We start from the raw sequence: 24,278 nt of genomic DNA, 5'->3' as shown, positions 1-24,278 counted from the left end.
CAATAGGTCATCAGTGATAGCATAAATTGTAATTATTTCGTTTAACATTACCCCTCCTAATTTTTCCTCTGGAGGGGATTTTATTGCTTATGCAATGCCACCTGAACACCTGCAAGCATAACTAGCAACTTGGGTTATTAGCTTTCAGCAGTCATTAGTAGTAATTTTGTCCTTTGATAATAACTAATGACCAATAACTAACTAAAGACTATTGACTCATGACTGATATTGTAGTGATTGGTGCCGGAATTGCCGGTTTAGTCTGCGCCCAGCAGTTAAGTCAAGCTGGATATTCGGTGGTAGTGGTGGAAAAGTCACGTGGTTTGGGAGGAAGACTAGCTACACGCCGCTTGTATGGAACTTTGGCGGATCATGGGGCTTGTTACCTGAAACCAAAGGGTGAATTATTAGAACGTTTTGTGAAGATATTGCGCGATCGCCATATCCTCGAAGTTTGGACAGATGAGGTTTACGAACTTACAACAGGCGCTCCTTTATCTGAACCGAAAAACCGCAGTCCGCGTTATGTTGCGCCTGGGGGGATGAGTGCGATCGCTAAATCCCTCGCCCCAGGTTTAGAAATATTACTGAATCAGCGTGTCATCGCTATTACTCCAACTTCCGAAGATAGCTGGCGTTTGACTTTGGAATCTAGTAATGAAGAATTAACCGCAAAAGCTATAGTTGTCGCTATTCCTGCACCCCAAGCTGTGATGTTATTGGAATCTTTAGGTGAGAGTGTATTGGATGGAGCCTTTCTTGATAACTTGCGTTCTGTAGAATTTTATCCTTCAATTAGTGCGATCGCGGGATATCCTTCTACATCCCAACCCTTCCCTCAATGGAAAGCCTTAACTTTTGTGGATGATGTTGATTTAGCATGGATTGGTTTGGATAGTAGCAAGCGTCCTAACCCTCAACAACCACATTTTGTGGTGCAAAGTAGCGCTGATTTTGCCCAACGTCATCTAGAATCACAGGATTTACAACCTGCGGGACAATATATGTTGCAACGAGCAGCTGAATCTCTGTCCCTTCCTTGGCTGAATACTCCCGAATGGATGCAAGTACATCGTTGGCGTTATGCCTTTCCTAGCCATCCTTGGCACGAAGCTTTTTTGTCTACCGAAACTTCCTTACCTTTAGTTTGCTGTGGTGATTGGTGTGGCGGCAATCTTGTCGAAGGTGCGATGCTTTCTGGATTAGCTGCGGCTGATGAAATTAATCATCAGTTACGTCATCTATCTTTTGATAATGTGAACTTTTTAAACGTTTTTGCCCAATCATTTCATCTGTCGCTAGACTGATCCTGCACTATCGTGAGTCACTATTTTTCTGACTGACTAAATCAAAGTGCAAAAAATAAGTTTTTAGATGAAATAGCAAATTTTGCTGCGAACCTAAAAAGTGATGCCAATTACCCAAAAAGCTTAACTTCAGGAAAAACTTGTTCCTAATTCAAGTCATTTTTTTGCTGTTAACCTTGATCCCCTTGCCTTTATGCTGCGTTTTATGTAGATTTCTGCTAAAACGGCAGAAATTTGAAATAATTAGGATTATAAATATAAAATGTAGTTAACTTACTAGCTTATGGGATGCTGTTTTAATAAGTAATGCTGAAAAACAGTATAAACTTTAACTAAAATAAGCAAAGCCAAATGTCTGAGATTGTACCAAGATAAGAGGCTATTTTTGGGGTTGATTGCATCTGTAAGTTTAATTACTTTGAACTGATTGTCATCACGACTTTGCCATCTAAAAAAGTTATTCTCTCCACCAAGCATTGAGTTGATTAAAAAAGGAGTTTAAAAACCATGAAAACGGTAGTCAATTTAACACAACAATCAATAGTGGGAGAAATTGAAAGTATTTTGAATACATATCCATCCCATCCATATCAACAAGCCTTTGCAATTCCTGATTTACGCCAAGAGCTAATTAATTTCGTCCTCAACCGCATTCTCTCCTTTTACAGCGTCGTGTCTGATGAACAGATTCCAGCGGAGGCTGAACAAGGAAGCTTGGCTTATTACAAATTGCCTCGTAAACCCTTAGAGCAGCAACTACATTTACAGAATTTGATTCACCAAGGCATTTGTCTAATCGTTCAAGAAAAGTCAGATTGGATTAGCCATCGTGTTTGTGAAACAGTTCAATCAGCTTGTGAACCCTCTCACTGGTTTGGTTAATAGTTCTAACAAGATTTGGCTCTCTGCTGAGATATCAATAACGTCGGCTGTGAATTTTGAATATTTGAGTTAATCCCACGATTAAAGGCTGTGGGATTAGCTCAATATTTTTTTAAGTATATTCCTGTTGAGGTGTAAACTTTGACAATCACTAAGTTCAAAGGATATTCCCAGGATATGAGAAAAATAACTGCTCTAGTGCTAAGTATTTCCGTGACTGTCGGGGTAGGGGCATTAACACCCAAAGTCACTAATGCCCAATTGTTTTACCCACCAGCAAGCGATCGCCATTCATTAATGGTAATCGGTCAAGGGGTGGTGAGAGTGCCAGCAGATACGGCGGATATTGAGTTGGTATTCAGTAGTGGAGGTAGCAATGATGAGTTACAAACGCAACCATCATCTCTACCCGAAACCCGCCGCATATCCTCACCAACTCTACTGTTGAATTACAAAACAGCAGCAGAATCTTTACCAAGTAAAAAATCCCTAACGAAAGCAACTCTTCAGCCTGTAGTGGATAGTTTAGTTGCTAAAGGCATTAGGGCTGATAAAATTCAGGTGCAAATTAATCCTAATGCCAGTGAAAATAACGCCAAGATATTGGTGAGACTAGAAAAGCCAACGCGCGATCGCGTCCAGGAAATCGTTGCTACAGCGAACAAGTCCACGAGCCAAATTGAAAACCTTTCTGTCAAGAGTGTAGGTGTTGACTATGCGGTAAATGACTGTCAGGCTTTGCAGAGTTCAGTTTATCAATCAGCGATGAAAGATGCTCAAAGCCGCGCTCAGGCTTTAGCAACTGCGATGGAAGTTAAACTTAGTACTCCTTCTGTTGCCGAACCATTTTACACATTATTTTATCCCTCATGTAGTTCTAAAACTGGAGTTCCGTTGCCATCATTTGCTAGTTTTTTATTATCACCAGCTTATAATCCAGATGCTCCAGCAGAAGTTGAAATGAAAAAGGATATTTTTGTGACGTATACAACGAGATAAACATTTATATTTAGAGCGATTGCTTAATTATTTATTCTAATTTGAATAAATAGTAATAGATGTGATCGCCCTTAATAATACTCAACTACGGCAGCAATAGCAGCAGCAACTTCCTCCATAATTTCACTCGAACATCCTCCAATTTTACGGATAAATCTTTGTATATCCATACCGCGCAGTTGCAAAATATCTACAGCAGAAGTTTTTGTTAGACTATTTGCACTGTCTGGTTCAATTTTAACGTGCCAAATATTGCCAGTATAATATTCTTTCCAGTCTGTGATTGGTACAATCAACTTAATGGGTAGCTTGCCAACACCATCAGAACTTACTACTATCGCAGGACGGACTTTTTTAATTTCTGCTCCCACTGTCGGATCGAAATTAGCAAGCCAAATATCACCCCGTTTAGGAGATGTATATTTAATAATCAATCAAGTCTCCTGTCTGTAATTCCTGCCATTCTCTATCTTGCTCGTAATGTAATAACATTAACTCAGCCTGTGCTGCCAATATGCATCGCCGTTCTTCTAATGACAATTTCATAAACTCCCGACGGCTGATACTCTTAGCTTGTACAAGTGTTTCTGAAGCTTGTAGCTGTGGTATGTCTCTCTGAGGAGTAGAATTTGAGATTTCCATACTTTCCCAGTAATTTTTATAAAAATTCCTAATTTATATTTATTTTACTGCACAGCTATAATATGCGTATTCATAATCAAAATCAAATATTCACTTGAATCTATACTAGATTGCTAATTTCAAATTCTAGTAATGATAAAAACTCCAGAAATGTTTGTGACAAATCTGGAGCCAGGAAAGATACGCATTTACCTATACCAAATTTTCACCTTGAGATAAACCTACGTCATCAGGGTATACACTCAAATACAGATAAAAGTGTTTGAGGATTCTCGTTACACTCCTTCTCTATTGGAAGTAACGCAAAACAGCCTCAGCTCATCTGGGGCTGTTTTGTGAGAGTTGTTTGATAGAAGGGGTACATCAATAAGTGATGCCCATGTTAAATATAGATAATTCAGTATGCATCCTTATTCAGCTATGTTTTGCCATATCAGGATGATTGGGAAAATTTTTATGGCTTTTTTCAAAAAAAAACTCCAGATGCACTTAAGGCATTCTGGAGCAGTAACAGGTTTCTAACATCAATCAATTTTTACATCTGCGATCGCCTGATGTCGTTAGGGTATATACTCAAATGTGTTTTATGTCTACTCATCCGCAAATCGACCAACAAGTTACCTTCTTTTCTACCCATAACCTCAATGTATCTACAGAATTCTACGAACAAAAGCTAGGTTTGGAGTTATGGCTTGACCAAGGAACCTGCCGAATTTATACTGTTAGTGGTTCTGGATACTTAGGATTGTGTCAAGCAAGCGAAACATTAGCTCCTCCAACCGATAAGCAATCAAGTGTTATTTTTACTCTAGTAACACAGCAGGTGGATGAATGGTTTGAATATCTCAAAAAACGTGGCGTCGAATTTGAAAAGCCACCGACACTAAATGAAAAGTACAACATTTATCATTGTTTTTTCCGCGATCCTGATGGTTATTTGATTGAAATTCAACGTTTCGAGACTAACGACAACAAAAAAGACATAACCCAATAAGTTATGTCTAGATGTTTAATGTACAGGGCAGGATTTTTACAGGCTAGAACTTTTTGATTTACTAAGGTACATAATACCGACTAATGCTGTATAAACATTATCGATAGGAATATACCTTTTCTTTCATAGATTTATCGGGATAAAATGTGGAGTTTATACAGCCACAGAAAAATATTTACATTTATTTACAATTGCTGCTTATGTATCGCTTTTGACTTTTATATAATTTCCATCTAATTGACAATCAAAAAACTCTCTGTGTAAATCCTGATTTTAACCAGGGTTAATATTGATCGCAAAAGCTAAAATACATTGTTGCCAGTCGATTATGTTCTTAGCAAAAATATTTTTGTAAGGATTTCTTTATTAATTATGCTAATTTTATAATAATTATTTTTAAGCTAATAAACATTGAGTGTATCGGGTCAATAAATATTTTATTAGGGTGACTACATGATAGCCGAAAAAATCAAATTGTTACGCACAGCACTACAACCTAAAGGTTCAGTGACGAAAGCCATTTTCAAACATATTTTATGGTGTGGAGCTTTCGGATTTTTAATTTCTCTGCTTCACCATTTTGAAAAACCTGTATCCCAGCCAATCTTAGCAAATGTGATTCCTAGTATTGTTTTAGGTTTGTTACTTGTCTTTCGGACAAATACTGCTTATGAGCGATTTTGGGAAGGAAGAAAATGCTGGGGATCTATAGTAAATAACACCCGAAATTTAGCAAGGCAAATTTGGGTATCAGTTGATGAAATTTTACCAGAAGATAAAGACAAGAAAATTACGGCATTAAACTTATTGGCGGCTTTTGCAGTAACAACTAAATTACATTTGCGAGGAGAAACTGTCAATAGCGAGTTAGAAGATTTAATGCCATCTACTAAGTATATAAAACTGAAAATTATGAATAATCCCCCTATAGAGGTTGCCTTTTGGATAGGAGATTATTTACAAGAACAGTATAATCGTAATTGCCTTAATAGCTACCAGTTAACATCAATGCAAGAATTATTGAATAATCTTGTGGATAATTTAGGTGCTTGCGAACGCATTTTAAAAACACCTATGCCGCTTGCTTATGCCCTTCATTTGAAGCAATTGCTAATATTATATTGTTTTCTGCTACCATTTCAAATAGTTGAGAAGCTCGGTTGGTGGACAGGTTTAATTTCTGCTTTGGTTGGGTTCACTGTGTTTGGCATCGAAGCCATTGGCTTAGAGATAGAAAATCCCTTTGGTTATGACGCTAATGATTTACCATTAGATGCAATTTGCGAGACAATGAAGCGTAATATTGACGATTTAATTACTTTGACTCCTAATGCGCGATCGCGTCAGCAAGATAGTATAAGCAATTGAAAAAAGCTGAGAATCAGAAAAATATAGCAAGGGACTGGGGACTGGGGATTGGGTGAAAAGTCTTGTTGTGTCTAAGTTTTATCATCTGTTAATGTCTTAACCACCAAGGCTTGTGCTATAAATCTCAGTGGCGATTTACTTGGTTTGTACATAATATATATTCCGCAAACATATTGTAGCTGTACCGAGAATGGCAGATAAATCACAACTAACAAAGAGGTGCGATCGCTAAGTCTTGTTTGGCAAACTATAAACCTCTCCTAATATCTTTTCACAACCGCCGAATCGCCATCTCTAAACCTTCACATACACGAGTCAGAAAATCTAAATCCAAAGTAGCGATCGCATCACTAACTTTGTGATAATGTGGATTTCGCAAAAATGCCGTATCTGTCACCATCATTGCTGAATAACCCAAATCCCAAAATGGTGCATGATCGCTAAGTCTGGTTTGGGGAACTATTAAACCTCGATTTGGCACGGGTAGCCATTGACTAGATACGCCAGCTTTGCGAATATTACGGCTCATGCCAATTAAGTCAGGCAATGTCCGCAAGTTACCAATTAAAGCAATAAAATCACCCGTATCTGGGTAGAAGCGTTCCAGAGGAGGGGGATAACTTTGGGAACCAGGAGTAGAATCCTTATAGCCCAGCATTTCTAAGGAGATCATTAAGCGTAGCTGTTGTTTTTGTTGATGCAACAAGGCTGCATAGTCAGCACTACCCAGTAAGCCGTATTCTTCCATATCGAAAGCAACCAGCCTTAAGGGATATCTCGCAGGTTCGGCAGCGAATTTTCTCGCTAATTCTAGCAACACTGCTACACCTGTAGCATTATCATCAGCCGCAACTGTTCCCGGAACCCCATCATAATGAGCGCCAATTAAAATAGGTGGCAAATCCTTTTTTTGCCCTTTAGCTTGGGATGGTAAATTTAATATCAAGTTATTACAAGTTTTACCTCTGACTTCAAAGGTGTGGATTTCCACACTTCCCCATTGGGAAAATTGCTGGCGGATATATTCTTGGACAAAAAAATGCCCAGCCGTTGCCATGTAAGGATCGCGTTCTCGCGCGATCTCACTCAGGGAAGTCTGTAATCGCTCTGTTAAATTCAAATCTTTTAAGTAGTAGCAATAATATGAGAATTTTCAGGTACTCAAAAAAGCAGAGCCAGCGTTGTTAAGGTTAACTTACCAATTTGCAGATAACTTAAACAGAAATAGGCGGATATCAAGAATTGAGGCTGCTTGGGCACACCAACCATCTCAATGCTATCCTAGTCTTGCAACTATCTCCTCTAGCTGCACTTATTAGCTTACTGCCTTAATGATGAGTATTATACCATTGGGGTGTTTTTATCTTGTAGCACAAAGCTAGAGGTAGTTCCGCCCAATCATAATAAATATATAAGACACTTTAGGAGAAGAGTAACGCATGGGCAAGGTAGTCGGCATCGACTTGGGTACAACCAACTCAGTAGTCGCCGTTATGGAGGGTGGCAAGCCGGTGGTGATTGCCAATGCAGAAGGAATGCGAACAACCCCCTCCGTAGTTGGCTTCAGCAAAGAAGGTGAAAGGGTGGTTGGGCAAATGGCACGGCGACAAACCGTCCTCAATCCTCAAAATACCTTTTTTGCAGTTAAACGTTTCATTGGGCGGAAGTATAGCGAACTTAATGCAGATTCCAAGCGTGTACCCTACACCATCCGCAAAGACGAAGTAGGTAATATTAAAATTGCCTGTCCTCGTCTGAATAAAGATTTCGCCCCAGAAGAAATTTCGGCAATGGTGCTGAAGAAATTGGCAGACGATGCTAGCCGCTATTTGGGTGAACCAGTCACAGGGGCAGTAATTACAGTCCCCGCCTATTTTAATGATTCTCAACGGCAGGCAACTCGCGATGCTGGCAGAATTGCTGGTTTAGAAGTGCTACGGATTCTCAATGAACCGACTGCGGCATCTTTAGCTTATGGATTAGATCGGGGTGACACGGAAACTATTTTAGTATTTGACTTGGGTGGTGGCACTTTTGACGTGTCGATTTTAGAAGTAGGCGATGGGATATTTGAAGTCAAAGCTACCAGTGGTGATACGCAACTTGGTGGGAATGACTTTGACAAAATAATCGTAGATTGGTTAGCAGAGCAATTTCTGGAAACAGAAGAGGTAGACTTAAGACGCGATCGCCAAGCTTTACAACGTCTGATGGAAGCGGCGGAAAAAGCCAAAATTGAGCTTTCTGCTGTCAGTGTAACCGAGATTAATTTACCCTTCATCACTGCCACGGCAGATGGCCCTAAACATCTTGAAACTCGTTTAACTCGTTCTCAGTTTGAAGGTTTGTGTGGTGATTTGGTGGGAAGATTGCGGACACCAGTAAAACGCGCCCTCAAAGATGCCGGACTTTCACCTAGAGACATTGAAGAAGTTGTGTTAGTTGGCGGTTCTACACGAATACCAATGGTGAAGCAGCTTGTACGTGACTTGATTGGCATAGAACCCAATGAAAATGTCAACCCCGATGAAGTCGTGGGAGTGGGTGCAGCAATTCAAGCAGGTATTCTTGCAGGCGAACTCAAAGATGTGCTGCTTTTGGATGTCACACCCTTATCTTTGGGATTGGAAACCATCGGCGGTGTGATGAAAAAACTTATCCCCCGTAACACCACTATCCCAGTACGTCGTTCTGATATTTTTTCCACGTCTGAAAATAACCAAAATACTGTGGAAATTCACGTAGTCCAGGGCGAACGGGAAATGGCAGCAAGCAACAAGTCTTTAGGACGGTTCAAGCTCTACGGCATCCCACCCGCACCACGAGGAATTCCCCAAGTTCAGGTGTCATTTGATATTGATGCTAATGGGATTTTACAGGTAACAGCCTTAGATAGAACCACTGGACGAGAGCAGAGTATCACCATTCAAGGCGCTTCCACCTTGAACGAGTCGGAAGTGAATCGGATGATTCAAGACGCTCAAAAATACGCCGATGTCGATCGCGAACGTAAAGAAAGAATAGAAAAGCGGACTCGTTCTGAAGCGTTGATTTTTCAAGCAGAACGACAACTAAGGGAAGTCGCCTTGGAATTTGGTATGCAGTTTGCCCGCAATCGTCGCCAGAGAATTGATAATATTTGCCGACAACTGAAAGAGAGCCTTCAGGAAAATAGCGATCGCGGTATCGATCAAGCCTACGCCGACTTACAAGATGCTCTCTACGAGCTAAATCGGGAAGTCCGCCAGACTTATGCTGAAGATGAAGACGATGACTTGTTTGGAACCATCCGTGATATCTTTACTGGCGGTGATAAGGAACGAGAACGCGAATTTCCCAGAGATACATATCGAGAACGCGACTCATACAGTAAAGATTATGGCAGAGATTATAACCGCGATAATCGTTCTTCCTCTTATGAAAGCCGTCCTCCACGCAAATCCCGCCCCAGCTATCAAGATAACTGGGATGATGAAGAAGACAATGATTGGTTATAAGAAAAGTTAGGAGTACAGACGCGATTAATCGCGTCTGTACAGGAGTTCAAAATAAATCTTTCAACTCATAACTCCTAACTCATAACTCCTAACTCCTCTCTTTTAATTCATCTAAAATCTAAAATTTAAATAATTGAACTATGCAAAATTTGCCGAACTTTCGTGATTACTATGAGATTTTAGGAGTATCTAAAGATGCCTCTGCTGAGGAAATTAAAAAGGTTTATCGGCGGTTAGCAAGGCAATATCACCCCGATCTGAATCCGGGTAACAAAGAATCTGAGGAAAAATTTAAGGATATCGGCGAGGCTTATGAAGTGCTTTCGGACTCAGCCAAGCGATCGCAGTACGACCAGTTTAGCCGCTACTGGAAGCAAAAAGGCTTTGCAGGCAACCCTAAGACGCCAAAGGCTAAAACTTGGCAGAGTGGCGCTAGCGATCGCAACGGGAATCAAGATGTAGATCCCAGCCAATTCTCCGACTTTGAAAGCTTTATTAATCAAGTTATTGGTGTCAAAAATAAAAGTGCGGCAAATAACTCCAGTAATGGCAATAATAGCGATCCGTTCCGTTCTCCCAGAACAAAAGTTGCCTATACAGTTAATCCCCCACCTCGTACCACCCGCCGAGATATAGAAGCCAGATTAACGCTTCCACTAGAAAAAGCTTATCAAGGCGGTAATGAACGCATTCGTTTGGAAGATGGGCGATCGCTAGAAGTTAATATGCCTTCAGGGATGGTAACAGGTCAAACCATCCGTTTGCGGAACCAAGGCGTTGGTGGTGGCGATCTATACTTAAAAATTACCGTTGAACCTCATCCATTATTTAAGCTAGAAGGTTTAAATATCGTCTGCCAAGTACCTGTTACTCCCAGCGAGGCAGTTTTAGGAGGACAAGTAGAAGCACCTACTCTTGACGGCCCTGTGAAAATGACCACCCCTCCTGGAGTTAGGTCTGGTCAAAAATTTCGACTAGGCAATAAAGGTTATCCTAACGATGCCGGCAAACGTGGCGATCAACTAGTAGAAATTCAAATAGTTACACCGAAAAATATTAGTCAAGAAGAACGGGAACTTTATGAAAAGTTGCGGCAAATTGAAACTTTTAAACCTCGTGCTGATTTAATCCGTTAGGGATAAGATATTAATCTTAATGAAGCTATTGAATAGAAAAATGACTAATGTGTAATTAGTCTTCGTCATCTTGAAAAATAATTTGGGTGCGGCTCTTATCGAAAGACGGTACTCTTATAAACAGTAGAAATCAGGGTGCAGTCATCATAAGCTTTGGAAACAATTAATCCTGTAAAAGGCAAACAGGAGTCTAAATATATCTCTGTATCGCATCCATCATTAACAACTTACAACAAACTTAAAGACACGCTAAAAGAGTCGTGCTTACCTGATGACGATCTATAGAACCCATTTGGGATCTTGTATACTGCTGAAAATTCATGTGAAGTTCGGCTCACTTACCAATATTTCGCTCACAGATAAGAGCATCACTTATTTTATATAATTTAAGTAATATCACTGAAGTCAAAGACACGTAACAACAGCAAAAATAAAGTTATTACCTTCACAGTTCAGTTTTTGAGTAACATAATTTACACCATAGCAACAGAAAAGCGAACTGAAAAGGATGCTCTTGTGTAGTGCATTCTAAAAATTACATAAAAGAGTACGGGGTCAGGAAAGTTTTTACATAATTACTGGTAAAAATAAGTACTATTGTCCCCAAAATTGAAGATCACAAATTACGTAAGGAGATAAATCATGTCTTGGACAGATTACTTTATACGACCTTTTCAAAAAATAGCCGATGGTGACGTGTTTGATGGGTTGACAGATGCGTGGAAAAAGTTTACCCCAGCAGGAATAATCTATGACCAGATCGACACTGCATCGCAAAGGCACGTCCATGTCGCAAATGCTACTGGAATGTCAATTGCGGTTGTTATTTCAGCAAATAAAGACTGGGCGATCGCAGATATCGCTACTTCTGTTGCATTACTCGTGGCTACCTGTGGAACTACTGCACCATCAGGGTTAAGCGCGATAAAGGAAGCCAAGACATTGATGGATCTTTATAACGCTACAAAAACTATTAGAGCAGCCGCTGGGGTTGGTAGTGCGATATACAAAGCTTTTGCAGAAAAAGCAACGACTATCGAGAACGGTAAGTTCAAGGATGTAATCCAAAGATCAAACTCAAACCCACTTAACTACCTTGATCCTAGTCAATATGGTGCAATATGTAATGCTAGCGATTTGACAGTAATGATCGTAAGAGAAGATGGGCAACAAGCTATTTTCAACACTAACAGCGATAGATCGTGGATCATGTATCCTCCTGGTTATTGCCGTGCAAAATATGACACACTTTGGACACCCGATGGTGAACCTCACAATTGGGATGATTAAGGAAAATTGTACAGTAACAAATTAAATTACGTTAAAACAAATTTATATCATCGAGTTAAGTCTTTCATAACTTAAGCTAGCAACTATTTATGTTGATATAGCTTGTAAGTTCAGTGTGCTAATTCTAAACTTAATGTTAGAAAGTGCGAGCTTTACGCCCTCAATGATATTAATTAGCCCAAACCCAATAAATGTTGTAGAAAAGTTGCCCTCACTCACTGAGGGCTTTTTTATGCCCTAGAACACAGCAATTCTCAACTTTATGATTCCACAATCTGAAATTAGATTGGGTGCGGCTCTTATCGAAAGACGGTACTCTGATAAAGAGTAAAAATTAAATGCTTTATTAAGATATATTACTAGATGCTAGTCCAAGCTGTGTCTTCTCCAATTCACAAAGGATTTAAAATATAAAAAATATCTTTGAGCAAAGTGACTCAAACAGATGTGAATCAAAACGGGGCAATGCCACAAAGCAGCGAACCAACTTATTACTCCCTGCTAGGACTGCATCCCTCGGCATCGGTAATTGACATTCGTCGCGCTTATCGGCAACTGAGCAAACGCTATCATCCTGATACTACAGACTTGCCGACTGCGATCGCCACTCCCAAATTTCAGCAAATCAACGAAGCTTACGCGACCCTTAGCCATCCAGAACGCCGATTAAGCTACGATTTGAAAATTGGCTATTCCCGCTTTGGAGTGATTCAACCACCCCCTGGTTTGAATCATCCCGTCTCGCATTCTCATGACTGGTCAAAATCAGCTTACCTCGATGCGAGCGATCGCCCCTTATCATCTGGCGAAATATTTGCTTTATTTATGCTGGTGTTAACATTTGTAGGTTGTCTGTTATTAGCAGTTGCCATTGGCTTAACTCGTGGCGAGGCTGCGATCCATTCCCATTTGCTGCAACCAAATACATCTGTACAACAGCAAATTAGCTATATATCGCAACTAATTGCCCATCCGATAATTAAAAATTAAAAAATTCCCTAATCCAAAATCAAAAATTCCTATGGCTCTTCTTCCCTCTGATACTCCTCTATATAATCATCCCCTACCACAAATTGAGCAGTGGCTAAAAGACCAAGGCTGTCAACAAGACGAAACACAAAGGCATTGCTGGCGTGTACAGCGACCTAATTGGCAAGCTGAATTATGGCTCGATGTTGAGCAGATTGTAGTGCGATATGTTCAATCTGGGGAAAATGGACAAGATATCCAACGCTCATTCAAGTATTCTCTTAGTCGGAATGATGTAGAACAAGCTGTGTTTTCTGGGCCATAAGGAAGGGCTTATCTACTATTGATAGAGCTTTCAATAAGCCTGTTACAGGACAGCAACCCTGTAATGCCAATTATGTATCAGATTTTGTTACCAATGCTTTAGGAGTAAGTTGGCTACAAATTACCAGTAGTCTATTAACAGCACGCGCTGCTGAAAACTTTTCTGCAACGTATTGGCTGGACTGAAAACCCCGATTAATTGCTTCATCTGGATTATCCAAGCAATATCGCATACATTTTGCTAATTCTTCTGCATCTTCATTTTCAAAAAATAGGCTATGTGGCCCTGCTACTTCTGACAATCCTCCCATTTTTGAGACAATCGAGCAGGTTTGAACGCTAGAGGCTTCTTGCACTACGTAAGGTGCTGGATCTTGCCAACGAGATGGAGCAATTAAAGCCAAAGCATCTTGAACTTTTAGAAGTACTTCTTTTTGAGGAACTTTACCTAAAAAATTAACTTTGTTGGCAATTCCTAAATCAGACGTTAGCTGTTTTAATTGCTGAGATTGTTCGCCATCGCCAATAATAGTAATTTTAAATTCTTGATTTTCATCTTGTAAAATCCGCACTGCTTTTAATAAAATATCTACACCTTTGTCTGTAGCTAATCTTCCAACAAAAATAAAATTATATGGTTGAGATAAATTTTCTAAAGTTTTAAGCTGGTTTTCCGACTTGATTTCAATCGGATTATATAATGTATCAACTGGCCAAGGAAAAGCAGAAGATTCTCCTAAAAAGTTACTACAAGCTGTATGATAATCGGCTAAGAAGGCAGTAGAAAGTCGGGTGCTTAAACGTGTCCATTTGATCAAAGTGTGTAATTTCCACTTTAATGGATAATTAGCTTTTGGCAATGTGTGTTTAAATTCAGCTTTTAAACGTTGCGTCAAGTTCATTTGCTCATAACTAGTGTGAGTAGATTGATAAAGAGAATAATGGTATTTAATAATTATCTTTTTTTGCAAAGCTTTACATAACAAAGTAAATAATAAATCGTTAGAATTCATGTGGACTATATCTGCCCAAGCAATATAACTAAACCATTTAGTGATATTATCTTGTCTAGTAGAAATAGTTTTAACCTCAATTAATCTAGCTTCCAACTCAGGAATAATAGAATATATATAAGTTAAAACTCCACTAATTTCATTGTCATAATGGCGGTGTTGAATTAATATTTTCATACATCAGATATGGGAAATTTTGTATTTATGGAAATTGTGGTTGAGCATAACTATGAAACAAGTATTTCAGTTTGCTCAAAATCAACTTGGTTTCTAAGGTAGGTAAGCACAAATAAATCTAACTATCTAACGAGATATAAAAAGCTTAAAACCCTTGCGATCGCTTCTCTACGAGACGCTACGCGAACACTTCGCTCAGTCCCAACGAGACACGCTTTGCGATCGCAATCCTCGCTACAGCCATAGTTATAAATTTCCTCACCCATCTACTTATATGCAGAAAGTTGGGAACAGAATTTTTCCCGATAGTTATAGTTATATAATTCCCGCAGATGTTGCTAAAGTAGCATTCTCTTCGCTACAGGCTAAAAGTTTAGTCTGACAGTAGTAGGGTAAAATTATCATCAATTTGAAAAACCTGCCGAGCGACCTAAGATGTTACCCAAACAGGAACCAAAAGCCATTATCCCCAGTTTGACTTTGTAGCATCTACTCATGAAAGAGAAGTAACAAGCCGCACTATCGCTTCGACTATCCTAGCTTCTAAAAAAAACTTCTTTGGAGACACAAGTGCTGATATAGGTCTTTACATACCCAATGACCAATGACCAATGACCAATGACTAATGACTAATGACTAATGACTAATGACTAATAATTAATTTCTTTCCACCCATGCATGGATGCTACGCCTTTTGTAACCCATTCGATCAAAATTGGGGGAGCTTCTGATATCAAAATACTAGGATAAACTGCTGCACCCCAATCGGGATGAACTAATACACGGCATTGATTTTTAATTACTGGATAGTTTAGCAAAGCTTTGACAACTGCTGTGTCATCGTGAGGAATTGCTCCGGGATGGGAGAGTAAAGGATAGCCTGTACGAGGGTCAATCAGATCGGTTAAATAGCCGCGATCGCGCAGATTAAATGCTAAATCACAGCCAAATCTCATAAACTTTTCTCGTAAGCGTTCTTTCTCTGACTCTACTTCTAGTGTCTTTTCGACTAATTGATAACGCGATTGTTGTAATACAATCACTACTCGTAAAAATGGCTGCCGTTTCCAATCTGGTAATATCCGTTCGCAGTTGGCACAGATATATTGACTGGGAGCATGAATTGAAATTTGAACTGCTTGTCCTGTTTCGCCAACTAAATTAATGGGACAGACTTGCTCCGAAGTGTAAACTTTGGGATAGTTCACTAAATTGATTCGGCTTATACAAATTTTTTAATTTAATCTCCGGTATAGATGATACCTCTTAAAAGTTAAGATAAATCATCATTTTTCTATAATATGTTACTTTTTTGGGAAGCAGTTAATAATAATTTGATAAATTTAATCCGAATTTTATCCTTTATTAACCTGTTCTCATCGAATTTGCTGCGATCGCTGTAGGTATTGGCAGAAATTACAGCGTGTGTTAGACAAGCTATGCCTATGGCGGACTACGCCTACGTAGATGAAATATGTTCGATCGAAATCCCAAAAAAGCAAAGCAGGTTGAAGTAAGCAGAAAATAACAAAAGTAATTATGTCTGCCAAAAAATACTTCAGCTATGCAGCCTAATTTCTATAAAACTCAATTAATTGAGTTTTAAAGAATTCACCGGCACTTCATCCCAAGAATCGACTGTCCGCAATCGTGCCACCCAACCTGCTGCTTTTTGCCTCTCAGTCAAATTATTTTGAAATGAATCATGGCAATCTTTGGCTTGAGATTCATTACGAGTGGCAATACAGGCATGAATCATCCCAGACGGATCGATTTGCTCATTTACCCAAATAGTCATAGAATATTTCCTCAATAACTGTAGCGAACAAAGCTATTCGTCATTTTAGAATACTATTAGAGTCAAAAGTTTTAGAGCAAAATTCAGTAACAAATAGTGAACTAATCCCAATTACTGATTGCTAATTTACAATTACCCAGTTTTGCTTCATTTATTTGGCGGATACGATTTATCTCCTCTTTCGTAGCGACGACGGTAGAGTAATTCTAACTGTCCGCCATATTCTTGAATCCAAGCAATTTGGCGCTGGTAGAGTCCGCGGAAGGTATTGGCAAATAATAGTGTAAAGATTGCCACTACCAACCCTGATGCTGTAGATACTAAAGCTTCACTAATTCCAGCTGTCACACCTGTTGTTTTACTACCTCCCACATCTCCGATATTCAGAGAAGCAAAAGAGTTAATTAATCCCAATACAGTGCCGAGAAGTCCTAACAAAGGCGCAAGACCAATAATTGTCTCAAAAATATTTTGGGAACGTTTGAGTAAGGGAATTTCAGCTTGTGCTTCACTTTCTAATGCCAAACGAAATTCGTCTGGTGTTGGCTCTTGCAATTCTAAAGCTGCTAAAAAAATTCGAGCTAGGGGTAAATCAGTATTTTTGTGCAATTTATCTAAAGCACTAACTACATTATCAAGGCGATAAAGGTGTAGCACCTCTCGCACTACCTTGTTTTGCCGATTATTTATCTTTACCCAAAAAATGATCCGTTCGATAATCAACGCCACTCCTAACAAAGAGAATGCCAGCAGAGGCCACATAACCACGCCGCCTGCTGCAAACAGATTACTAATTTCCATTTATTATTTTTTAACTCTTCAACAACGCTACATTAGCAGATCGTTGAGATGGAGTATTTTAACGCTGCATTGTAGTCACAACAGCTTTTGGGCTATCCTCAGTTTGGCCGATCGCGATCGCGGATTCTGACTAATTTCCTCTTCCTGAGCAATAATCGGCTTTTTTGTCAAGACCTTTAATAAAGGTGAATTTCTTAAACCATGTTTCACCGGACGGTCTTCTAAACTGTGGAAACTAATAATCGCAATTCTACCGCCAGGGACAAGAGCATTTGGGGCTTTATCCAAAAAGGTTTCTAGGGATTTTAACTCATCATTGACGACAATTCGCAAAGCTTGAAAAACACGGGTAGCCGGGTGAATTCTCCCATAACGGTATTTCGGAGGAACAGAAGAAGCGATCGCTTCAGCCAATTCTGTAGTCGTGTGCAACGGTCGCCGTTCTACAATGCGTCTGGCAATGCGCCGCGATAATCTCTCTTCACCGTACTTAAAGAAAATATCAGCTAATTCCGCTTCATCCCAATTATTAATTACATCAGCAGCAGTTAGCGATCGCCCTCGATCCATTCGCATATCCAAATTCGCAGCTTGGCGAAAGCTGAAACCCCTTTCTGCTCGATCTAAATGGTAAGAACTTACTCCCAAATCAGCTAAAATACCATCGAAAGTGTTGGGGGGAAATTCATAGTCAGCAAAATTGCTATAGATAAATTGTATGCGATCGCCAAACTCTGATAATTCTTTCCTCGCTGCTGCTAAAGCATCCTCATCTTGGTCAATCGCCGTTACCCGCACATTTGGCGCAGCTTCTAAGATTAGGCGACTATGACCACCACCGCCTACAGTCACATCTAAATAATGTTCACCTGCACGCACCGCCAAACCCTCAATTACCTCCCGTCCCAAAACGTAAATATGAGAAAAACCCAGTTCTTCTAAATCTAGCGGTGTTTGTAAATCTGATTTCATCTTTAAATTTTAATTTTATTTTTGTTTCTATTTAGTGAAACTTACATTAAAAACCTCTTAAACTCCGATTCCTCCGTATCTTTTGTGTCCTCTGTGGTTTGATTTAAGTCCTGTTTAACACCCATTCCCAATGCCCAGCATCAGGATTTTAAATGCAAAAAGAGATTAGATGAAAAAAACCTGTGCCTCAATCCCTTGCATATCAAGCTTCCCTATAATAATTGAAGAGGTGCAACGAAATGAAACATCAATTACAACACCTTCGCTGCTATCCTCTCTCCAACATAACCCTGTAGAGTCAAATTTATATAGATTGCCCCTACAAACCTCATTTTGGCAGACTAGATAAATCGGCTGTGGTTGGCATCTAAGCGGTTGAACTCAATATTTTCACGAACGGAGAACACAAAATCTATGACCAGACTAGAAACCCGCACTGAACCAATGGTGCTAAACATGGGGCCACACCACCCCTCAATGCACGGGGTTCTGCGGCTAATCATGACTCTGGATGGCGAGGATGTTGTTGACTGTGAACCAGTCATCGGCTATTTGCACCGGGGAATGGAAAAAATCGCCGAGAACCGCACTAATGTAATGTACGTTCCTTACGTTAGTCGCTGGGACTACGCGGCGGGAATGTTCAACGAAGCGGTTACTGTTAACGCCCCAGAAAAACTTGCAGGTGTCGCTGTTCCCAAACGCGCTAGCTACATCCGCGTCATTATGCTGGAGTTGAACCGTATCGCTAACCACTTGCTATGGTTTGGCCCCTTCTTAGCTGACGTAGGCGCTCAAACTCCCTTCTTCTACCAGTTCCGGGAACGGGAGATGATTTATGATTTGTGGGAAGCTGCCACAGGTTATCGGATGGTGAATAATAACTACTTCCGCGTTGGTGGAGTAGCGGCTGATTTACCTTACGGTTGGGTAGATAAGTGTCTGGAATTCTGCGACTACTTATTGCCCAAAGTTGATGAGTACGAACGTTTAGTAACCGATAACCCTATCTTCCGGCGGCGCGTTGAGGGTATTGGTACTATCACGCGAGAAGAAGCAATTAACTGGGGACTTTCTGGCCCAATGTTACGCGCTTCTGGCGTGCAATGGGATTTACGAAAAGTTGACCATTACGAATGCTACGACGATTTCGACTGGGATGTGCAGTGGGAAACTGCCGGTGATTGCTTTGCCCGTTATGTGGTGCGGATGCGGGAAATGCGCGAATCTGTGAAGATTATTCGCCAAGCAATTAAAGGACTTCCTGGCGGCCCTTACGAAAATCTGGAAGCCAAGCGTTTAGCCGCAGGTAAAAAATCTGAATGGGACGCATTTGATTACCAATTCATCGGTAAAAAAGTTTCCCCGACTTTCAAGATGCCCAAGGGTGAAATCTACGCCCGTGTAGAAAGTGGCAAAGGTGAATTGGGAATTTATTTGGTTGGCGATGATAATGTTTTCCCTGCACGATGGAAGATTCGCGCCGCAGATTTCAACAATCTCCAGATTGTGCCACATTTACTACGCGGGATGAAGGTTGCAGATATTGTGGTGATTCTCGGTAGTGTTGACGTAATTATGGGGTCTGTAGATAGGTAGAGTAAATATCTATCTCAGTAATTTTTAGAGCAGTTGTATTACAGTGCAACTGCTCTATTTTTTTGATTCTTCAGGATTTGACTATCGCAATTCCTAGTTACGTGAGGTACAAAAATAATGTTTTTAAACGCAGAGGAGCGCAGAGTCAAACGCAAAGGTACGCAGAGGCTTACCTAATGTTATTAGTGATTTACTCAGTACCTCAGCAGGTCGGGAAACGCTATATACCAAACTAATAAATAAAATACCAATTTCATCAGAGCATCTAACTCTAAAATTTTCAAAGTTTTTCAATCCATACTCAGAATGTTTAATCAGTTTAAGAATGAAATCATCAGGGTGCATTAAAGTAAAAAATATAGGACTTACGCACGAGTTACGGAATAACGAACCGCAGAGGCGCAGAGGACACGGAGAAATCAGAGTTTGAGAGATATTTTGCGTAAGTCCTAAAATATTGACCCTTTACTAACGACCTTTTTCTATGACACCTTCCACAAACCAAGTTTATCCCGTTATTTGGCACAACGACTCAGTGTCACTAATTGACCAAACTCGCTTACCCAACGAATATACATTTGTGGAAATTCACCGCAGTGAAGATATGGCGCGGGCGATTAAAACTATGATTGTGCGAGGTGCGCCTGCAATTGGTGTAGCTGCGGCTTATGGAATGTATCTTGGTGCAAGGGAAATTAAAACAAGCGATCGCCACGAATTTTTGCAACACTTAGATAAAGTAGCCCAGTTGTTGCGTTCTACTCGTCCAACGGCAGTAAATTTATTTTGGGCAATTAGCCGGATGATCAAAGCCGCTTACGAAACTCTGGGAACAGTAGAAGACATCAAGCAAACCCTTTTCCAAACAGCCCAAGCAATCAATGCTGAAGATTTGCAAACCTGTCAGGCGATCGGCGACAATGGTTTAGCAGTTTTACCGTCTACCCCAAAAAAGCTGACGCTGCTTACTCACTGCAACGCTGGAGCATTAGCTACTGCTGGTTATGGTACAGCTTTGGGTGTTGTGCGTTCTGCATGGAGAGAAGGACGTTTAGAACGGCTTTTTGCTGACGAAACCCGTCCTCGCTTACAAGGTGCAAAACTCACCGCTTGGGAATGCGTGCAAGAAGGTATTCCAGTGACATTAATTACTGATAATATGGCAGCCCATTGTATGAAACAGGGTTTAATTCATGCTGTAGTTGTGGGTGCTGATCGCATTGCTGCTAATGGTGACACTGCTAACAAAATTGGTACGTATAGTGTAGCGATCGCAGCTAAAGCACATAATATCCCCTTCTTTGTAGCTGCACCCCTTTCCACCGTTGATTTTGAATTAGCTGATGGCAGCAAAATTCCCATTGAAGAACGCGAATCAACAGAAATCTATCAGGTTGGTGATACAATTCTCACACCTGAAGGTGTAGATTTTTACAACCCAGCTTTTGATGTGACTCCGGCTGAGTTGATTACAGCAATCATTACAGAAAATGGAGCGATCGCACCTCATGAATTAGCAAAATCAAGTAATGTCAATACGGTTCGGTTAACGTTTTAATCTTTTAAAGATCCTCCCAACCCACCTTAAAAAAGGCTTACTCATAACCCTTTTTTACCCCCTTTTTAAGGCAGAACCGTTTCATTCCATTTCAAACAGAATTTGTCAAGATGGTTAGCGAGAAAATTGTAAGTAAGGGTGACAATGAGATGAACATTTAAGCACTTAAATAACAGTAAAATAGTTCATTTTATCGACATGCTGGTAACAAAATAACCAATTTTTAATTGCTAGAACCCTTGATTTTTAAAGCTCTTTGGGGAATAAAACAGCCCTGCTTTTTAAGGGAGTCGCCGCAGACGGGGGGATCTTAACCGAACTATATTGCCAACACAACCACTGTGAGCTAAGGTTTTAAGACTTCTTTGGCACCTTCAATAAAAAACTTAGCAACAGGATGCTCAATCATTTTTTCTAAGGCTGCAAAACTTCCTGCCTGAATCCCTCTAAGAATTCGAGACCTTAGTTCTGGATTCCTATCAACTTGATCCACAGCTTTTGCTCCCAAAACCCTAGAGCTATCACTGGGATATTTTTCTGAGAGTTGATCCAACAAATTTGTGATGTCCTGAGCAGCTTGTGCTAAATCTTGAGAGTTATTGATTTGGGTATCAATTGTGTTTTTGTCACCCATGACTTTATCGCCTGCAATGTTATCGCCTAATCCTGACTGATAAATATTAGACATGGTGCTTTCTCCAATAAATGTGTAATGACGAGTAAGTTCATTTCTCAAATCAGTTGTATTTTCTTTTCGTCTTTGACGGTCTGGTTGTGATTCAATACCATCCAGTAAAGCTTTAACGTTAACACGCTCTTTAAGTCCAGGAGGAATAATGAAGGATTCACCCATCTCCTCATAATCTAAAAGGTTTTGATAGTCCAACAAGATATTGGGGTGATCGGGGAGAGGAACTTTCTGTTCAACGACGAGTCCAGGGATAGTTCTGTGAATTGTATCAAATTGGGAACGTATGATAGCAAGAAAGCGGCGGCGATTATGTTTGACACTTTCAGCATTTTGAATGCGGACGACAATCCTCTTGTCTTCTCGATCTGCTTTGACGAGCGCAATATTATTTTCATAAGCTAATATGACGCCACTCCGCCAATAAGTCCGTTGATAAACTTTGTCATTCATCCGAACAATAAACCGAGAAATAATACTACTCGGTAAGATGGGATAGTGATACTCAAAGGCGAGAGCATTTTGCCAGTTACCAGTGTAAGGCTCTTCTTTAGGAAGAAGGTCAGGAACAAGATATTTTTCATCATAAAATCCATCCATTTCAAAACAGAGTTCAAACTTCCTCATGATATTGATCAGGAAGAAGAGATATTTTCTGGATGGATAACGTTTAGATTTAAGAATACGATTAAGTTGATTGCACTCTAAAATGCCTTTAAATTCAGTCATTAAGAGATTGTCGTTGAGAATACAGTAAACACCACTTGTTACCCATTCTGGGTTTAAAATATTCGTATCTTCTAGTCGTGGATCACCACGGTAGTTAAGAACAATGCCAAGATCATGAAGTAGTTGAATTAAGGTGCTTTGGTTAATATCTTCTGTTATTCCTTCTGTCTGACAAATCTGTTCATAGGTTTCATAAGAAATAAAATTTTGTTCTTGTGCTCTCTCTCGTAATTTCATTTTAACGTTAAACCATGAGAGCGGCAGTGTATCTCTAATGTGTTTTAGGACGTTTTCTTCAGCATTGCCTAATTCAGTTAAAGCTTGAGTAATTAAATCTTGAATCTTAGTTTTCAGTTCTGTAATTCCTTGATCATGACTATTCAAGCAAGAAGTTTCAACGAATGCTTTAATATTTGAATATTTAATTTGCAATCCACGTCGATCAATATATAGTGATTGTTGATCTCGCTTATTCCCAACAATAATTACAGGGGAACCTTCACCAAAACTCTGGATCATCTTCAGCCAATATTCAATACGGTTTTCTTCTTCACCTATCCGTGAGTCCAAAACAAGCAGATATAGGCTTCGTTTAGTAAGAAAAAACTGATGGGTAGCGTGCATAATTTCTTGTCCGCCAAAGTCCCATACGTTAAGCTGGATATTTTTGTCATCAATTGATATATTCCAAGTTTGAATATTTATTCCTTCAGTTTTATGTTCATTAGGATCGAAGGATTGTCCAATTATCCTTTTCATGAGAGAAGTTTTACCAACACTTCCCTGCCCAACTATCAGTAATTTAGCTTCATTAAGTGATCTCTTCTCTTCTTGCTGAAGCTGCAAGTAATAACTAACAATAGCTTTTATGCCTTTTACTGAAATTTCTGGTGGAATAGGCAGCAGTAGGTTGTTATCCAAATTTAGTTCATTTAAGTTGAGTAAAATGAGAGATTTTGGCAATCTTACTAGCTGATTCTCTTTAATACAAAGTTGCTTTAAACTGGTTAATTTACCAACTGCTTCCGGCAATTCTTCTAATTTATTATTAGCAAGTGAAAGCTCTATCAAATTTGTAAGTTTTCCGATTTCCTCCGGTAATATTCTCAATTCATTGAAGCCAATAAATAGTTCTTTTAGATTAGTCAGTTGAGAAATTGATTTTGGCAAAAAGGAGATTTTATTAATACTAAAGTCAAGTTCTTTTAAATTAACGAGTTGGGTAATAACTTCTGATATTGTCTCTAGGCAATTTGAACTTATTCTAAGTTTTACTAAGTTCGAGAGAGAGGAGAATGATTTAGGTAAATCTTTTAACTGGTTATTTCCCAGATACAATTCGGTCAGATTAATGAGGTTACCAATAGAATTTGGCAAGCTTGTCAATAGATTATTGCTAATACCAATTAAAAATGAATCTGCATATAATGGGGAGAAGCAAACTAGGTAAGTTAACAGAACCATGAGCCGCCCATTTAAAATTGCGATCGCCGAGAGCGAAGAGGAACTGAAAAAACGCCTACAAACAGTGTCTT

22 protein-coding genes are annotated in these 24,278 nt (G+C 39.7%); 13 read left to right on the top strand and 9 right to left on the bottom strand.

Going from position 1 to position 24,278, the window contains the following annotated elements; genetic code table 11:
* Positions 1-218: 218 nt before the first annotated feature.
* The 3 genes from RMY32_RS31430 to RMY32_RS31420 all read left to right on the top strand — a co-directional run bounded on the left by RMY32_RS31430 (position 219) and on the right by RMY32_RS31420 (position 3,188).
* Positions 219-1,307 carry an NAD(P)/FAD-dependent oxidoreductase gene (locus RMY32_RS31430; RefSeq protein ID WP_322710694.1) on the top strand — a complete coding sequence of 363 codons (1,089 nt, stop codon included), beginning with the start codon at positions 219-221 and terminating at the stop codon, positions 1,305-1,307.
* 507 nt (positions 1,308-1,814) lie between these two features.
* Positions 1,815-2,189: a hypothetical protein gene (locus RMY32_RS31425; RefSeq protein WP_322710693.1), complete on the top strand. Its 375-nt coding sequence runs from the start codon at positions 1,815-1,817 to the stop codon at positions 2,187-2,189.
* Between the two features lie 177 nt (positions 2,190-2,366).
* Positions 2,367-3,188 (top strand): SIMPL domain-containing protein, encoded by an 822-nt coding sequence (locus RMY32_RS31420; protein ID WP_409884447.1) that lies wholly within the window; start codon positions 2,367-2,369, stop codon positions 3,186-3,188.
* 71 nt (positions 3,189-3,259) lie between these two features.
* Here the strand turns inward: RMY32_RS31420 and RMY32_RS31415 are convergent, their stop codons facing one another.
* Positions 3,260-3,622 (bottom strand): type II toxin-antitoxin system PemK/MazF family toxin, encoded by a 363-nt coding sequence (locus RMY32_RS31415; protein WP_322710691.1) that lies wholly within the window; start codon positions 3,620-3,622, stop codon positions 3,260-3,262.
* The gene (locus tag RMY32_RS31410) at positions 3,612-3,830 is read right to left on the bottom strand and encodes a hypothetical protein (protein ID WP_322710690.1); all 219 of its coding nucleotides are present in this window, start codon (positions 3,828-3,830) and stop codon (positions 3,612-3,614) included. Before RMY32_RS31410 ends, RMY32_RS31415 begins: the two co-directional genes overlap by 11 nt.
* A gap of 586 nt (positions 3,831-4,416) precedes the next feature.
* Between RMY32_RS31410 and RMY32_RS31405 the strand changes: the two genes are divergently transcribed.
* Together RMY32_RS31405 and RMY32_RS31400 are read left to right on the top strand one after the other, a co-directional pair.
* Positions 4,417-4,824 carry a VOC family protein gene (locus tag RMY32_RS31405; protein ID WP_322710689.1) on the top strand — a complete coding sequence of 136 codons (408 nt, stop codon included), beginning with the start codon at positions 4,417-4,419 and terminating at the stop codon, positions 4,822-4,824.
* Between the two features lie 453 nt (positions 4,825-5,277).
* A complete protein-coding gene (locus RMY32_RS31400) occupies positions 5,278-6,192 on the top strand; it encodes a bestrophin family protein (RefSeq protein ID WP_322710688.1) in 915 nt (304 codons plus the stop codon).
* Positions 6,193-6,463: 271 nt separating this feature from the next.
* Here the strand turns inward: RMY32_RS31400 and RMY32_RS31395 are convergent, their stop codons facing one another.
* Positions 6,464-7,312, bottom strand: coding sequence for a M28 family peptidase (locus RMY32_RS31395; protein ID WP_322710687.1), 849 nt, complete (start codon positions 7,310-7,312; stop codon positions 6,464-6,466).
* Positions 7,313-7,631: 319 nt separating this feature from the next.
* Here RMY32_RS31395 and dnaK point away from each other — a divergent pair, with 319 nt between their 5' ends.
* From dnaK to RMY32_RS31370, 5 genes are all read left to right on the top strand, one after another.
* Entirely contained in the window at positions 7,632-9,689 is a 2,058-nt protein-coding gene (dnaK, locus tag RMY32_RS31390; RefSeq protein WP_322710686.1) for a molecular chaperone DnaK, read from the top strand.
* Between the two features lie 140 nt (positions 9,690-9,829).
* On the top strand, positions 9,830-10,825 hold the full coding sequence (locus tag RMY32_RS31385; RefSeq protein WP_322710685.1) for a DnaJ C-terminal domain-containing protein: 996 nt from the start codon (positions 9,830-9,832) through the stop codon (positions 10,823-10,825).
* Between the two features lie 642 nt (positions 10,826-11,467).
* Complete coding sequence (locus tag RMY32_RS31380) at positions 11,468-12,115, top strand: hypothetical protein (RefSeq protein WP_322710684.1); 648 nt, start codon at positions 11,468-11,470, stop codon at positions 12,113-12,115.
* Between the two features lie 465 nt (positions 12,116-12,580).
* Positions 12,581-13,105, top strand: coding sequence for a J domain-containing protein (locus tag RMY32_RS31375; RefSeq protein WP_322710695.1), 525 nt, complete (start codon positions 12,581-12,583; stop codon positions 13,103-13,105).
* Between the two features lie 31 nt (positions 13,106-13,136).
* Entirely contained in the window at positions 13,137-13,409 is a 273-nt protein-coding gene (locus tag RMY32_RS31370) for a DUF3143 domain-containing protein (protein WP_322710683.1), read from the top strand.
* 70 nt (positions 13,410-13,479) lie between these two features.
* On the opposite strand, the gene RMY32_RS31365 is transcribed toward RMY32_RS31370, so the two are convergent.
* Positions 13,480-14,598, bottom strand: coding sequence for a glycosyltransferase (locus RMY32_RS31365; protein ID WP_322710682.1), 1,119 nt, complete (start codon positions 14,596-14,598; stop codon positions 13,480-13,482).
* A 154-nt stretch (positions 14,599-14,752) separates the two neighbouring features.
* Here RMY32_RS31365 and RMY32_RS31360 point away from each other — a divergent pair, with 154 nt between their 5' ends.
* Entirely contained in the window at positions 14,753-14,980 is a 228-nt protein-coding gene (locus RMY32_RS31360; RefSeq protein WP_322710681.1) for a hypothetical protein, read from the top strand.
* A 268-nt stretch (positions 14,981-15,248) separates the two neighbouring features.
* On the opposite strand, the gene RMY32_RS31355 is transcribed toward RMY32_RS31360, so the two are convergent.
* From RMY32_RS31355 to rsmH, 4 genes are all read right to left on the bottom strand, one after another.
* Positions 15,249-15,806: a methylmalonic aciduria and homocystinuria type D protein gene (locus tag RMY32_RS31355; protein WP_322702785.1), complete on the bottom strand. Its 558-nt coding sequence runs from the start codon at positions 15,804-15,806 to the stop codon at positions 15,249-15,251.
* A gap of 383 nt (positions 15,807-16,189) precedes the next feature.
* A complete protein-coding gene (locus RMY32_RS31350; RefSeq protein ID WP_194046500.1) occupies positions 16,190-16,396 on the bottom strand; it encodes a glycogen debranching protein in 207 nt (68 codons plus the stop codon).
* A 147-nt stretch (positions 16,397-16,543) separates the two neighbouring features.
* Entirely contained in the window at positions 16,544-17,197 is a 654-nt protein-coding gene (locus tag RMY32_RS31345) for a MotA/TolQ/ExbB proton channel family protein (RefSeq protein ID WP_322710680.1), read from the bottom strand.
* A 75-nt stretch (positions 17,198-17,272) separates the two neighbouring features.
* Positions 17,273-18,169 carry a 16S rRNA (cytosine(1402)-N(4))-methyltransferase RsmH gene (rsmH, locus tag RMY32_RS31340; protein ID WP_322710679.1) on the bottom strand — a complete coding sequence of 299 codons (897 nt, stop codon included), beginning with the start codon at positions 18,167-18,169 and terminating at the stop codon, positions 17,273-17,275.
* A 414-nt stretch (positions 18,170-18,583) separates the two neighbouring features.
* Here rsmH and RMY32_RS31335 point away from each other — a divergent pair, with 414 nt between their 5' ends.
* Positions 18,584-19,768: an NAD(P)H-quinone oxidoreductase subunit H gene (locus tag RMY32_RS31335; RefSeq protein WP_194041009.1), complete on the top strand. Its 1,185-nt coding sequence runs from the start codon at positions 18,584-18,586 to the stop codon at positions 19,766-19,768.
* A 484-nt stretch (positions 19,769-20,252) separates the two neighbouring features.
* Complete coding sequence (mtnA, locus tag RMY32_RS31330; protein WP_322710678.1) at positions 20,253-21,326, top strand: S-methyl-5-thioribose-1-phosphate isomerase; 1,074 nt, start codon at positions 20,253-20,255, stop codon at positions 21,324-21,326.
* 346 nt (positions 21,327-21,672) lie between these two features.
* Here mtnA and RMY32_RS31325 read toward each other — a convergent pair whose 3' ends face one another.
* Positions 21,673-24,207, bottom strand: a complete 2,535-nt coding sequence (locus RMY32_RS31325; protein WP_409884437.1) for a COR domain-containing protein — start codon at positions 24,205-24,207, stop codon at positions 21,673-21,675.
* Positions 24,208-24,278 lie beyond the last annotated feature (71 nt).

It is taken from the genome of Nostoc sp. ChiSLP03a (assembly GCF_034531215.2).
Lineage (GTDB): Bacteria > Cyanobacteriota > Cyanobacteriia > Cyanobacteriales > Nostocaceae > Nostoc.
This window is presented reverse-complemented; position numbering and strand designations above follow the sequence as displayed.